Origin of the sequence: Ruminiclostridium cellobioparum DSM 1351 = ATCC 15832 (assembly GCF_000621505.1) — a bacterium.
Lineage (GTDB): Bacteria > Bacillota > Clostridia > Acetivibrionales > DSM-1351 > Ruminiclostridium > Ruminiclostridium cellobioparum.
Map to the genome: position 1 here is coordinate 159324 of NZ_JHYD01000010.1, position 13978 is coordinate 173301.

The following is a 13978-nucleotide window of genomic DNA, read 5'->3' on the forward strand; positions in this document are numbered from 1 at the left end:
AGATCATGCCAGATGCAATATCAAAGTAGCTATGGTTCCTCCTTTTTCAGCAGTATCCAAGAAAATTCTCCCATTGTGCTTCTCAATGATTTCCCTGGATATTGCAAGTCCAAGACCGCTGCCTGCGGTCCCTTTAATATTCTGAGATCTATAGAAACGGTCAAATACCTTTTCCAGATCTTCTTCCGGTATTCCTATTCCCTCATCTGTTATTGTGATGATTGCGTTGGTATCATCTGCTGTAAGCTGTATTATTACTGAGGTACCGGTTGGTGAATACTTAATGGAATTATCCAATAGATTAACCATAACCTGAATTAATTTATCCTTATCCCCATTGATATAAATATCCGGGAATGTTTTACATACAAGTTCTATCTTATGCCCTGCAGCTCTTTCCTTCATCCGGTCTGCAGTTTCATCAATTAAAAGGGACAAATTAACCTTTTCAAAAGTAAACTTCTCTTTGAAAGAATCCATCCTGGACATCTGCAGAAGATCATTAACCATGTTTGTCAGCCGTGAAGTTTCATTATTAAGGTGATATATGACTTTATCCAGACCCGGTTCCCCAATCACCTCATCCGCCAGGTACTCGGTGTACCCTTTAATTGCAGCCAGTGGTGTCCGCAGCTCATGTGATACATTGGAAACAAATTGCTTTTGACGATCAATATGCTCCTTGAGCTGCATACCCATATCATTGATACTCCTGCTCAGCTGTCCCAATTCATCATTCCGGTCAATTCTCAGCATTTCAAAGTCCCTTTTGGCATACTTTTCGGTTGTTGTCACAAGCTTTTTTATGGGCACCGCCAGTCTCCGGGATATAAAAACACTGAGGACCACAATAATCATACAGAATATTCCCGCACCAACACATAAAAATAAAACAACCTTATTTAAAACCAGGTTCAGCAGGTCAAGTTTGTAATTGATTACTACAATACCCAGGGTTCTTCCATTCATTTCAACAGGAGAAGAAAGATAATATATATTATTTTGTATATAATTAACGGTTTCACCCTTCTGAGCAGGAATAAGCACATTTTTTTCATATTCCCCCATATTAAAATCAGGATGCTCAAAGACATCAACCAGTCCGCTCAGCAGCTGCAAATCATTATTGTATATCAGGAGCTGCCCTATTCCGGAGCTCAGATTGGCCGCTGTCATTTTGGCATTTTGTTCATTCAGTTCTTTTTTGCTGCTTTTTTCAAATAAAAATACCTGTTTTATATATTCCTGTACGGTGCTGTTTTGTTGTATCAGCTGCTGCTCAACGGTGTTGATCCAATAAAACTCTATACTTTTCAAAACAAAAATTCCTACTATGAGCAGCACCACCACAGAGGTCAGGGAATAATACAGAACCAGCCGCGTGCTAAACTTCATATTAACCTCCATGAGCCGCAATAGCGGCCACAAAATAATAATGAAATTTGTTCACTCCCTCATCCGCTATAAGGTGAATAAAGGAGGTTAATTGGCCATGTGCGCTTTCAAAGTATTGGTAAATACTTTGAATATTTCGCACGGCCATAAATTCACAGGTTAGTTTGGAAGACAAACGCAAGTGAAGTCTTTCAAACTAACCTCCCAAGCCATACTATGGCTTTGAGCCGCTTAGCGGCCACATTCTAACCTCCGAAACGGTAGCCCAATCCAAAAACCGTCACAATATGCGCCGGGCTGCCGCTGTCATCTTCAATCTTTTTTCTCAGCCGGGCAATACATATGTCGACCACGCGGCTGTCACCCATGTAGTCATAGCCCCAAACCTTTTGCAGCAGTTCATCCCGGCTGAAGGTTTTCCTCATGTTCCGGGCCATCAGCTCCAGAAGCTGATATTCCTTGGCTGTCAGTACAATTTCCTCTTCATTCTTATAGACAGCCATATTGGCAATATCAAGCTTTAACTCCAGGTGTGTTATTGACTCGGCTTCTTCCTCCTTATTGGCTCTTCGCAGCAGTGCTTTGATTCTGGCCAGCAGCTCCATTATCTCAAAGGGCTTTGTGACATAATCGTCTGCTCCCAGCTCCAATCCCAGAACCTTGTCTATTGTTTCAAGCCTGGCAGTGACCATAATAGTGGGAATTCTTTTATTTGTGTTTAGCTGTTTGCAGACCTGGTGACCGCTCATGTCAGGCAGCATAATATCCAGTAAAATAAGATCCGGTTTAAAGGCTTCCGCCATTGCCAAAGCCGTTTTGCCGTCAGCTGCCGTGGCAACCTCATATTTTTCCCGTTTCAGTACCAGCTCCACCAGATCCCTCAGGGAAGGTTCGTCATCTACTACCAATATCTTTTTCATATATGTACCTCAAATTTGTTTACTTTTTAAGCTTCCTTATTATTATGAAGCCCAGGACACCGGCAACTATCAAAATGATTATATTAAATATCAGTTTATAGTTTATATTTATTTCTTCCGAATTCCCTAAAGACGAAACTTTGTCGGTATTCTCAACATTTAAAAGGTCATAGCCCTCTGTCAGTATTTGATCCTTATAATTTGAGATATCATAACTTTTCGGGGTATTTATTTCATTACTGCCATACTTCAAAGTAAAATTCTTTGTTTCAGAGCCTTTGAAAACCAGCTCATCAACCAGATATTCCACCTCAACACCCGTTACTTCCACAGGCTTGTCGTCTTTATTTTCTATAGTTATTTCAGCTTCATTTTCTACACTCAAATAAGACTCAAGAGGAATTGTTAAATCCCGGTACTGTACGTTATTAAATTTAAGATTATAAAGTGTTTTTGTCACGCTGCCGTTGAAGGTTGCATTTCTTTTGAAGGTACTTCCGGTTTTAAGTGAGACCTTATTAAGCTTAAGATTTTTCATATTTTTTAATTTGATAACAGTTGTATTTCCCTTCTCTTCGGCAGTATACTCAGGAGCCAGTGTTTCAATGAAGTATTCCTTATTCTGCAATGTCCCGTCATAGTTTAGTGTAACAGTTGAAAACTCCACTCTCTCCAGGTTGTTGAAAAGTTTGAAACGGTAGCAGGTATACTTCCTGCTGCCGCTGAAGTTTATATTCAGCTTACTGTTCCCGTCCACATTATAAATAATATCATCCTGAACTTTTTCCCAATGGGTGTTATCGTAACTTCCCCAAAGCTCAAGCTGCTTGGCAAAGTTTGTGCTGCTGCTGGAAATTTCCATGGACGTGGCTGCAACATCTGACGGCACATTATCCCTCAGGACATAATCATAATAAAAACAATCCTCTTTGACAAAGGAATTGACCAGTTCCAGCTCATAGCTCTTATGCATACTTTCCCTGCTTTCCCTGAAACTGTTTATAAAATATGGCACAGGCTCGTTATTATTATCAAAGACCATTATATCCGCCATGTTTTCAGACAGATTATTATAAACTTCAGCCGTCAGTCTAACAGCCTTATAATTCTTTTCCCCATGATTTTTTACATCCGCGCTGTATGAAAAATCAGCCGCATATGCAAACACTGAACTGAATACAATGAATATTGCAATATTAAGTATTATTCTTTTTTTCATCAGGCATTACCTCACCAACAAAATTAATCTTCCTGCTAAAGTATTGATAGACAAAGGAAATGGCCAGGAGAGTCAAACCAAATATAAAGTATGAAACGATCCTATAGCCCTGTGTCAGGAAGGATAAGTCAATAACAAACAATTTTGCCACTGCCATAATGCAAAAACCCAGACCAAATCTTCTTATTAACACATACTTCTTAATGAATCCGAAAATAATCCACGAAAGTGCGGTCACTAAATAGACAACACTTATTAATGCATTATTAAATCCAAGATTAAACTGCATTATCAGATTTTGAGTCAATATGACAATAAAATATAATGAGATAATAAGAGGATATAATTCAATTCCGATTTTCCGTTTGGCCACCAGCTTCATTATGAACTCACGTACCGCCAATAGGGATAACAGTGAGATTACGGCTATTTCAACCGTCCCGAGGATACACGTTCCTCTCGAAGCATTGCTCAGAAAACCTGCAACCGGTGAAAAGAAACTAAGGATAAATAATGAGGCAACTCCTATTAAATAGAGTACGGAGGATATGACCTCCGTCACTTTATCCTTAATAATATTGATTTTAGGTATAAGGTATGCAATTATAAAGCCGGCTAAAATCATCGCAGCATTGATCAGATAATCCAGACTAAAATCACTGCCCAATAAAGGCTCATACAAGTAGTCTTTCAACTCAACTCCTAATAAATATAAAGAGAAAAACCATATATTTATCAGGGTAATATATTTATAAACTTTAGTTGACCCGGCCGAGATTTCATTTTTATAAAGCAATGCGCTTAGAACTACGATACTTCCGGCCGTTACAGCCAGATATTTATATACAAACAGCGAGCTGTGATAATTTGGTATATCAAATAATATAAACGCGGCAAGACACAGGAAGGTAATTACCGTTCCCGCTCTCTTAAAGCCTTTTACATTCCTGATTGTGCCGTATGTAAGCAGAGCTGTGCCTTCAATCAGCCACCCCAGTGAGAACCAGGTCTTATCAAATTGGAAGGGGATTATCAGCGCAACAAAGGTAAGTCCGGTAATGTAAAACAGAGCCCTTGCCTTTCTCTCTTCTTCCATAAAGCTTTCAGTAAATCTTCCCATGGCAATATATACGGCTGCAAAAGCGACAGCCAGGGCACCTGTGAAGTCTTCAAGCCCGGTGATGTAAAATACCGTGTAAAGCAAAATACTGCTTATAACAGTGTTTTTTGCCAGCAGTACAATGTCAGAGGTCCTGAAATTGAGCTTATACCTGTATGCACCGGCAACAGGTATGAGGGTATATATTATAAAAGCCAGAACAATATAGGCAATCGATATCAAATCATCCGCTGAAAATCCTGTGTTGCCTGTACGTCCGCCAAACATGATGGCCAATATATAGATTGAACCGATAACATTAAGCCAGAAGCCCATATATGCAGTTACAAGCCACCGCTTGTTTACCGAAATAACCAATGCCAGCAGGTTGAGCAGAACAAAATATACCATCGCACCGTAAACAATGTTCTTATCCCCTTCAATGGAAAGTATGGGCAGATACCCCCCTATAATTGCAAAGCAGGATATGGTTTGGGAGCCATATCTTTGGGACAGTACAAAAGCGCCTGCAGTTACCAGAACGGTTAATCCCAGAGCAGGGAACATACTCAGCAGATTAAAGTTGAAATAGCTCAGGGCCAATCCTACGTATAAAATTGCAATCCCCCCGCTTGTAAGCCCGATTGAAAAAATGTTGGTTTTCCTGCGGTTGAAGAATTCACCGGCCATCAGCATTACCAGGCCAATAACAAAGGTGAAAATACTTTTCAGAATGTCCGGCAACCTGAAATATGTAAACTGGGAAGCTGCTATGATTCCTATTATCAAAAGAAAAATCCCCAGTTTATTTATGATATTCAGTCCTATAAAGGATTCTATGTTGTTCTGTTTTATCCGGCCTTTAATCTCTTCTTCGGTCAGCCGTTCCTGCTGCAGCTTCTGGAATCCGGCAGCCCGGCTTTCATTCAAGGCTTTTGAATTCCTTAATATTTCCTCCCTGGCAGCCCTGACCCTTTCTTCAAGCAATTTTCTAAGTTCGTATATCCTGGGATATATCTCATCCTGGAGATTCACCCTGTTGGCCTGCAAAATACCGGCCATTTCATCTATCCGTTTCTTTTCGGTCATTTCAAAGTAAGTAAGTCTGTTTAATTCACCTTCGATATTGGATTTAAAATAAACCTCCAACTTTTTATTTGTTGAGTTGAGAATCTGGATCTTTTCGTTGTATAACTGTTCATAAACAGCATTCCTGAGATTTTTGTTTTCTTCGGACAGCCTTTGATTGTCTGCTTTTTCCCTATTAAAAAACTCTTTTAATTGGGAAATTTCCGCTTCCAGTTTTTGGTTTTCACCCAACAAATCTGTGGCTTCAATTGATGAAATTTCCTTCTCAAGGTCTGACACCATCTCTTTATGCCTGGCTAGTATACCTTTAAGGTTATTCACCTCTAACACAAACTTCGCCCCCTTTCGATTATACATACCAAATTTTATCATAATTATATCAAATTTGTAACCAGCTGCATAAAGAGTATATTTTTCTACACAAAAATACACCGGCCATTAACTTACTTTACGGAATAACTCTGCAGCAGCCCCTGCTTTTCATCCCAGAGTTTCTTTGAAAGATCCACATAATATTTGTGCGGGTTTTCAAACCTTTTTACTTCGTCCCATATGGTGTCCAACTGGGCTTGGCAAAACTCCTTTATCTGCTGTGTATTGGGGCTTTCATACACACATTTGCCCTTCTCAAAAACGGGCACCAACAGCTTTTGAGCTCTGAAGCCGGTCAAGGTTTTTCTCTTCCAGGTATATTCAGGGTCGAATATTTCATAGGGCTCATTTTCATCAATCACTTCGTCATGCATTGTCAGCACATCTGCAATTGCCTTGCTGCTCTCTTTGTCATACAACCTGTAAACCTGTTTGAAACAGGGATTGGTCACCTTTCCCACATTCTCGCTCAACTTGATCTTGGGTATGATAATTCCGTCTTCCTCAATGGCAACCAGTTTGTAGACCCCTCCAAAAACCGGTTCGGATCTGGAAGTGATCAATCTCTCTCCGACTCCGAACAAATCAACCTTTGCTCCTTCGATCAAAATATCTCTGATTATAAACTCATCCAGGGAGTTTGAAGCCACTATTTTACAATCGTGGAAACCTGCCGCGTCCAGCATTTTTCTGGCGGCTTTTGACAGATAGGTAATATCCCCCGAATCTATCCTTATGCCTTTTGGTCTGAATCCCCTGGGCACGATTTCTTCATTGAATACCCTAATGGCATTGGGAACCCCTGACTTCAGCGTATTATAGGTATCCACCAGAAGGGTGCAGTTATCTGGGTAGGTCCGCGCATACATGCGGAATGACTCAAGCTCATCCGGAAACATCTGGATCCAGCTGTGCGCCATTGTACCGATTGCAGGAATGTTGAATTCCTTTTCGGCTATGGTACAGGCCGTTCCTACGCAGCCGCCGATGTAGGCGGCCCTGGCACCATAAATGGCACCGTCATAGCCCTGTGCTCTCCTGGAACCGAACTCCATAACTTCCCTGCCCTGCGCAGCCCTTACAATTCTGTTTGCCTTTGTGGCAATAAGACTCTGATGATTGACGGTAAGTAAAATCATGGTTTCAATAAATTGGGCCTCTATTACAGGCCCCCTCACAATAACCACAGGTTCACCCGGAAATATGGGTGTTCCTTCGGGTACAGCCCACACATCGCAGCTGAACTTGAAATTCATCAGGTATTCAAGAAAGTCTTCGCCAAATTGTTTTCTTCTCAAATATTCCATATCGGACCGGCTGAATTTAAGATTTTCAAGGTAACGGATCACCTGCTCGACTCCTGCCATAATTGCAAAGCCGCCATTGTCAGGCACCTTTCTGAAAAACATATCAAAGTATGCTATCTTATCCTTCCAGCCGTTTTGAAAGTAACCATTGGCCATTGTTATTTCGTAGAAATCGGTAAGCATTGTCAAGTTCATATTATTCATATAGATATCTCCTTTATATAAGTGCGGCAATAATTTCGATCCCGTTAATATGCATATTATAGAGGGCCATTAAATTGGTCAGATCACCGTTATGAATGCCCAGGTCATAGGTATCAACTGAGTTTATGGGAACGATGATCCGTGAACTTCTGTTTTGCTTGTTAAACCAGGTTTTCAAGGTGATTGAAAACTGCTGTACACAGATGTCGGTACAGTCGCCGGTGACAATAAATGTATTTATGTCCGGATTTTGCCCAAGCCAGTTTTGAAATTCCTCTTCCAAAAAGCCATTGGTAGAGTTCTTCGGGATAAGTTTGTAACCTCCCGCATTTTTAATTTCATCAACCACCTCTGCCTCGTAAGTATCTTTCAGGCAATGAACGGGATAAGCTTCAAACTCAGGTGATGTCCCTGTATGATTGTCGGCAAAAGCCAGTTTGGAAATCCCCAGTTCATCACATTTTACAGATAAGCTTACAATCTCAGCTATCAGCTCCTCCACCCTTTTGCTCATTAAGGCTCCGCTCCTGGCAAAACCGTTTATCATGTCTATCATTACCAATGCAGTACGTGTTGAAGGCAGTTTCTCCAGTTCTATTGCTCCTGCTTCCTCAAACATTTTATATAAATCATACAGAGTTTTGGAGCTATCTCTTGCAAAATCCTCCATACTTGTAAATTTCATAGGTACAACCCCCTTAAAATTCATTAATCTGTTCTTCCAACTACTCTTTAACAATTTTCCTTACAAATTATTCTTTTATTCATTTTCCTTGTTCCAGTCGGTATTGAATCTGTAAAGTTTAGATGGTCTGTGTCCTGCATCTTTTGTATATTGGTTCGTTTCAATCACCATATGGGCGGTTTTTCTTCTGAAATTAGCCTTTAACAGCTCAGTATCAAGAATCACCTCATACACCTGCTGAAGCTGTGTGAGTGTAAAAAGCTCCGGCATCAAATTGAAGGCTATATCGGTATACTCTATTTTGGATCGGAGCCTTTCCAGGGCATATTCGATTATTCCGGCATGGTCGAAGGCAATTCCGCTGCATTCTTCTATACTTCCATAAGTTCTTACAGTTCTTCCGCTGACGGTTTTTACTTTTTTTATTACAGCCTCCAGATCCTTTTCGCCCTCACAGGCAAGTTTTAACTTATAGAGCCTTTGCTGTTCATATCCGGTGCCTGTCAAAGTCTTGTGCTCCTGAAACAATTTACACTGCACCGAAAACCATTTGGCATCGGCTGCGTCATTGTTTGCTACCACTTCCAAAGTGCTGCTGTCAGCCAATGCCATATAGGATGTACTTATGATTCTGGCTCTGGGGTCCCTGTCCACCTCCCCCCAGGTATACAGCTGTTCCATATAGATACTGTCTATATTGGTTTCCTCTTTTAATTCTCTTACAGCCGCCTGTTCAAGACTTTCATCCATTTTTGCAAAACCGCCCGGCAAGGCCCACTGGCCGATAAACGGGTGCTCGCCCCTTTTGATCAGCAGGAGCTTAAGCTCTTTATCGGGAAGAGTCCTGTAATTCCTTTTCTTCGCGTCGGTAACAGTAAATATAAGCATATCCACCGTAACCGAAGGCCTTTCGTATTTGTACGGATTATAGGCTGCAAGGAATTCTTTTTCTGTCTGCCCGTGCGAATTTAGTTTTTCATTAGAAGCCATTACATCCACCTATTTTTTCTATTATTTTATTTGCTTTTGTTCTTACCATTCTGTTATTATCATATTGTTAATAACATTATATTCCAGACATGGTTTATTGTCAATCTTCCCCCTTCCAGTATGCAGCTTTTCATTATATAATTTCTATCAGGGATCGTATATATTAAAAATGATCAAATATCAGCCTTCAGGAGTGCAGCATGTATTATATTGTTTTTGATCTGGAACTTAATCAGGACTTCTCTTCATCACAGAATAAATATGCCAATAGAGCCTCCGCACCCTTTGAGATCATTCAGATAGGTGCTGTTAAACTGGACGGGGAGTTCAATACCGTTAATACCTTTAACCGGTATGTAAAACCTGCGTTTTATGAAAAAATAAATCCATTTATAACAGGATTGACAGGAATAACCACCGAACAGCTTCAGACAGAAGAAACATTTCCTGAAGTATACAGGCATTTTAAAGAATTTACAGGGGGGACCGGCTCTGTTTTCTGTGTATGGGGTTCCTCCGATGTGAAGGTATTATTCGGAAATGCGGGAATCCATGGTTTGAGCACCGGGTTTTTGTCAAAAAAATATATTAATATTCAGCCATATGCCTCCTTATATTTCAACTTTCCGGTAAAAAACCTGCTAAGACTTGAACATGCGGTTCAAGCCCTGAACATTCCCATTGATTATGCCTTTCACAATGCCTTTCATGATGCTTACTATACCGCCGAAATATTTAAGAAAATCTACAATTGCTTTATGCAGCCAAAGTTTTATGATCCCTCTGTTATTCCTGACAGGCCTCCGAGACAGCCTAAGAGGTCCATCGATATTGAAGGTCTTGTAATGCAATTTGAAAAAATGTATGACAGAGAGCTCACCCATGAAGAGAAAGGCATGATATTACTTGCGTTTAAAATGGGAAAAACAGGCCAGTTCCTAAAATAACTTATTTACCCATTTAAATATGCATACATTTTTGCAATTTTACTCAACATAATTTATACTATTTAAAAGAGTTATTTACGGGGGCAAGCCAATGATTGATTTACACATTCATACAACCTCCTCGGACGGCTCCGAGGAACCTGAAGAAATTCTTAAGAAAGCCGGTCAATTGGGGTTGGAGTATATCTCCATCACTGATCACGATTCTATTGGTGCGTACCAAAAGCTGAGCAGGAATAATACAAGAAATCTTTTCAAAGGTAAAATCATACCCGGCTGTGAGTTCACTGCGGTACACAATGGAAAACCCATTGAAATACTGGGTTACGGTATTGATTTAGATATAATAGAAGCCGCCGGTATTGTTTCAGATGAAAAATTCCTTCAAAGAGAAAACGGATACCTGAAAAAATTGATGGAAGTGTGTGAAGACCTTAATCTTACGTATAGCAAAGAGCTGTCAATAAAGGGTACGAAATATTTTGCATCACAGGTGCTGCATTCAGATTTGAGAAAGTATCCCGAAAATGAAAAATATATGGGAAAAGCTATCTGGGAGAATTTGAATGCCTTTTACAGGACTTGTGTCACCAATGAAAGCAGTCCTTTTTTCCTGGATCAGCTAAAAGACTGCCTATCGGCCGGGGAAACTGCCGGCCTGATCAAAGCTGCAGGCGGGAAGGCATTTCTGGCTCATCCCTACGTATATTTTGAAACGGATTATAAAGAATTTCTGGACTCCATAGTAATGCTCAACGTTCTCGATGGTATAGAATGCTACCACTCTCTCCATTCAGCCGACAGGACAAGGTATCTTCTCGATTACTGCCGTGAGCACAATTTGTACTCTTCGGGAGGAAGTGATTATCACGGCAAACTTAAACCCGCCGTTAACCTTGGAGAAAGCATCAGAGGGGTAAAAATACCTTACGATATATTGGCACCATGGCTTCCGTCAAATTTAATATAAAGCATTTAATGCTTGTTGGTCGCCTTCAACCTCCATTTGGCTTTCATCCGGTGTTTCAACAGCAAAATTCCCATTATAATTGCGGTATTCATAGGTTTCGCTTGAGCTGTAAAGATACCTTCCGAAATAATCCGAATCCAGATACTCACTATGGGTTAGAGTGATCCTGTCTATAAGGTGATTGTTTTTATTTATACTGATTTCCAGATAAGTATCTACAGGTTCAAATTCATAATCTTCTTTATTTGCATGCAGAAATGCATTTCCTTTCAGAAGAATTGTATTGTCTTTTTTATTTTCCTGAATGGTCAGCCCGCAATACAATATGTCGGAAATTTCAAAGCTGCCTGCATCATAGTTCAGTATCCAGTCCTTATACTCCTGTTCTGAAATTAATTTCTTTTCCCACCGGTCCTTAAAGAAATTCTTTGAATATATATAGTTATTATTTAGATAATACTCACTGATACCGGTATCTGAACCATTCGCAGAGTCCCTTCCATTACCCTTTATAGTCATTATCATTTTTTCCTTATCAACCTTGCTCACTGTTGACGCTTTACCGGTCACCGGATAATCCCCGTAATCCGATATGGATTCCTTTGAGTATTCCACTTCATATCTGCCAGCCGCTTTTGATGCGGCAACAGCTTTATCAAGAGCAGCTTTAACCCTGTTATAATCGCTGGGCTTTTGAATATATACGCTTTTCTGTTCAGCATCCCATGCATATTTCATATCCAGCAGCTGCGCTGTGGATTTTGCAGGTATGTAATATATATTTTTATAAAAAACAGGCGCAGCATTGAGTACTTCCGAGGACTTACCCACTGCTGCCTTTGTGCTGTCAACCGTCATTTTGATCTGCTTTTTGCCGGTATTGATTATCAGGTTCTTTTGGTTTTTGTCCAGTTGGATATGCTTGTTGTCATTGGGAATCCCAAGCTTGACCAGCAGTTCTTTACCGTTTAACAGTATCTGACCGTTGACAGTAATCGGATTGCTGCTGAACCTGACCTGCTGCCCGCCGACAAACACTTTAACATTTGCACTTTCCGCAATGTTGACGGCAGCATATGAATAACTGTTAACACCCAGGCAAATTAACAATGCCGACAATAATCCCGCTATAATTTTCTTCATGTATTTCTTCACCTTTTACTATAAATGCTTATCACACATATTTAATTTAACTGACAAAAAGGTCACCTTTTTGTCAACAAATCCAGTACTTCCTCAGCATGTCCTTCAGGAGATACCTTTTGGAACACTTTTTGAATCACCATTTCCTCATCAATAATAAAAGTAGACCTTATGATGCCCATATACGTTTTTCCATACATCTTCCTTTCTCCCCAGGCACCGTAGGCTTCGGAAACCTTATGATCCTCATCGCTCAGGAGATAAAAAGGTAGATTGTATTTATTCCTGAATTTATCATGAGATTTTTCCCCGTCAGGACTGATTCCCACAACTACCGCTCCTGCCTCGAGAATATAATCATAAACATCCCTGAAGCCGCATGCTTCTTTGGTACAGCCAGGGGTATCATCCTTGGGATAAAAATATAAAACGATCTTTTTGCCTTTGAAATCAGAGAGACTGACTTCTTTATCATCAGTTGTCTTAAGCACAAAATTCACAGCTTTTTCTCCTGCCTTGAGCATTTGCATACACCTCCGCTATGTCGCTACGTAATATTAACATCTATTGAATATATGTACCACCTATGGCCAATGGTAAACATAAGGGTTGCGGATGGTAAAGTTTGTACTCTTATTAAAATAGGTTTCTATATTATTTATATCAGAAAAAAATGAAAAATGGAATATTTTGTTTCACTCCTTAATACTATATACCAATAGGTTGTACAAATAACCTGCTGCGGTTATCGCGACCAATACTATTAAATATATTTGGTATTAGGGAGGTAAGCTATGGACAGTATAAAAAAATTTCTTGCGGGCTTCTTGAATAAAATAGCTTATGAGGCACTAAGGTATCAGCTGGCAATCTGTCTGGCCGGAATTACCGGTGTTATAACACATGCCTATGCCACTAATAACAAATATCTGCTTCCTTATACGATAATTCTGTCCCTGTCTGCCGCATTAGGCATAGGCTTTTTCTGCATTTATATATTCCGTCTGCATAATCCCGTATATAAAATTTATTTAAAAACCGATTTTAAATACGTAATACTAAAAAAGTACTGTACCTATCAATATAAAAGTTATACAACCATGGAGTATAAAAAGAGAATCAAACTCAAAGTAACTGGAAAAAATATTGATAGGTATTATGATAAATACAATTGGACCGGTTACGGAAAAGTCAGCATTACAAGCAATGTGAAAGACCATAAGATTTTAATGACTGCAAAGAGAGATGCTTTTCAGCAGCTTGAGGTTTATTTCGGCAAGAGCTATAAGAAAGGTGACATAATAGAATTTTGTCTTACCTATATGTTTGAAGATGTGGAAAACAAGGCCATACCCATACTCTCAACCACAATTGTGGAACCTACAAGCGATTTAAACCTGAAGGTTATACTTCCCAAAACATTCGGGATTGCCAAGGCATCCTTCGAAGCTTTTCCCTGTATAGACAGCCGGCTGCCCCTGGTTAGCGGAGAGCTGTTTTTTGATGACAGCACCGTTGAAGATAATACGACAACAGCTGTCGAATGGTCGGTCCCGGAGCCTTTAATGCTGTTGGTCTATTCAATCAAATGGGATATGCAAAAAAATGATTTATAATTAAAAAAACACTTATAATGTA

12 protein-coding genes are annotated in these 13978 nt (G+C 39.9%); 3 read left to right on the forward strand and 9 right to left on the reverse strand.

All coding sequences use genetic code 11. The features are described from left to right. Positions 1–3: 3 nt before the first annotated feature. The 7 genes from T344_RS0107560 to T344_RS0107590 all read right to left on the reverse strand — a co-directional run bounded on the left by T344_RS0107560 (position 4) and on the right by T344_RS0107590 (position 9280). Complete coding sequence (locus T344_RS0107560; RefSeq protein ID WP_027628196.1) at positions 4–1395, reverse strand: sensor histidine kinase; 1392 nt, start codon at positions 1393–1395, stop codon at positions 4–6. 245 nt (positions 1396–1640) lie between these two features. Beyond that, complete coding sequence (locus tag T344_RS0107565) at positions 1641–2315, reverse strand: response regulator transcription factor (RefSeq protein WP_027628197.1); 675 nt, start codon at positions 2313–2315, stop codon at positions 1641–1643. A 19-nt stretch (positions 2316–2334) separates the two neighbouring features. Beyond that, positions 2335–3534: a hypothetical protein gene (locus T344_RS0107570; protein WP_027628198.1), complete on the reverse strand. Its 1200-nt coding sequence runs from the start codon at positions 3532–3534 to the stop codon at positions 2335–2337. Next, the gene (locus T344_RS0107575) at positions 3512–6052 is read right to left on the reverse strand and encodes a DUF2339 domain-containing protein (protein ID WP_027628199.1); all 2541 of its coding nucleotides are present in this window, start codon (positions 6050–6052) and stop codon (positions 3512–3514) included. The genes T344_RS0107570 and T344_RS0107575 overlap by 23 nt, the downstream gene beginning before the upstream one ends. 113 nt (positions 6053–6165) lie before the next feature. After that, positions 6166–7605 (reverse strand): nicotinate phosphoribosyltransferase, encoded by a 1440-nt coding sequence (locus tag T344_RS0107580; protein ID WP_027628200.1) that lies wholly within the window; start codon positions 7603–7605, stop codon positions 6166–6168. 13 nt (positions 7606–7618) lie between these two features. Further along, entirely contained in the window at positions 7619–8290 is a 672-nt protein-coding gene (locus tag T344_RS0107585; protein WP_027628201.1) for a cysteine hydrolase family protein, read from the reverse strand. 75 nt (positions 8291–8365) lie between these two features. Further along, on the reverse strand, positions 8366–9280 hold the full coding sequence (locus T344_RS0107590; RefSeq protein ID WP_027628202.1) for an NUDIX hydrolase: 915 nt from the start codon (positions 9278–9280) through the stop codon (positions 8366–8368). A gap of 200 nt (positions 9281–9480) precedes the next feature. Here T344_RS0107590 and T344_RS0107595 point away from each other — a divergent pair, with 200 nt between their 5' ends. Both T344_RS0107595 and T344_RS0107600 read left to right on the forward strand, forming a co-directional pair. Then, positions 9481–10227: a 3'-5' exonuclease gene (locus T344_RS0107595; RefSeq protein ID WP_027628203.1), complete on the forward strand. Its 747-nt coding sequence runs from the start codon at positions 9481–9483 to the stop codon at positions 10225–10227. Positions 10228–10318: 91 nt separating this feature from the next. Next, entirely contained in the window at positions 10319–11197 is an 879-nt protein-coding gene (locus T344_RS0107600; protein ID WP_027628204.1) for a PHP domain-containing protein, read from the forward strand. Here the strand turns inward: T344_RS0107600 and T344_RS0107605 are convergent. Both T344_RS0107605 and bcp read right to left on the reverse strand, forming a co-directional pair. After that, complete coding sequence (locus tag T344_RS0107605) at positions 11189–12340, reverse strand: copper amine oxidase N-terminal domain-containing protein (RefSeq protein ID WP_027628205.1); 1152 nt, start codon at positions 12338–12340, stop codon at positions 11189–11191. The two genes, T344_RS0107600 and T344_RS0107605, sit on opposite strands and share 9 nt — an antisense overlap. Positions 12341–12402: 62 nt before the next feature. Then, a complete protein-coding gene (bcp, locus tag T344_RS0107610; RefSeq protein WP_027628206.1) occupies positions 12403–12864 on the reverse strand; it encodes a thioredoxin-dependent thiol peroxidase in 462 nt (153 codons plus the stop codon). Positions 12865–13134: 270 nt separating this feature from the next. Between bcp and T344_RS0107615 the strand changes: the two genes are divergently transcribed. Further along, on the forward strand, positions 13135–13956 hold the full coding sequence (locus T344_RS0107615; protein WP_027628207.1) for a hypothetical protein: 822 nt from the start codon (positions 13135–13137) through the stop codon (positions 13954–13956). Positions 13957–13978 lie beyond the last annotated feature (22 nt).

Bases quoted from the DNA above. Each gene is read 5' to 3' on its own strand.
- T344_RS0107560 (WP_027628196.1), bottom strand. From the start codon at position 1,395: ATGAAGTTTAGCACGCGGCTGGTTCTGTATTATTCCCTGACCTCTGTG.
- T344_RS0107565 (WP_027628197.1), bottom strand. From the start codon at position 2,315: ATGAAAAAGATATTGGTAGTAGATGACGAACCTTCCCTGAGGGATCTG.
- T344_RS0107570 (WP_027628198.1), bottom strand. From the start codon at position 3,534: ATGAAAAAAAGAATAATACTTAATATTGCAATATTCATTGTATTCAGT.
- T344_RS0107580 (WP_027628200.1), bottom strand. From the start codon at position 7,605: ATGAATAATATGAACTTGACAATGCTTACCGATTTCTACGAAATAACA.
- T344_RS0107585 (WP_027628201.1), bottom strand. From the start codon at position 8,290: ATGAAATTTACAAGTATGGAGGATTTTGCAAGAGATAGCTCCAAAACT.
- T344_RS0107590 (WP_027628202.1), bottom strand. From the start codon at position 9,280: ATGGCTTCTAATGAAAAACTAAATTCGCACGGGCAGACAGAAAAAGAA.
- T344_RS0107595 (WP_027628203.1), top strand. From the start codon at position 9,481: ATGTATTATATTGTTTTTGATCTGGAACTTAATCAGGACTTCTCTTCA.
- T344_RS0107600 (WP_027628204.1), top strand. From the start codon at position 10,319: ATGATTGATTTACACATTCATACAACCTCCTCGGACGGCTCCGAGGAA.
- T344_RS0107605 (WP_027628205.1), bottom strand. From the start codon at position 12,340: ATGAAGAAAATTATAGCGGGATTATTGTCGGCATTGTTAATTTGCCTG.
- bcp (WP_027628206.1), bottom strand. From the start codon at position 12,864: ATGCTCAAGGCAGGAGAAAAAGCTGTGAATTTTGTGCTTAAGACAACT.
- T344_RS0107615 (WP_027628207.1), top strand. From the start codon at position 13,135: ATGGACAGTATAAAAAAATTTCTTGCGGGCTTCTTGAATAAAATAGCT.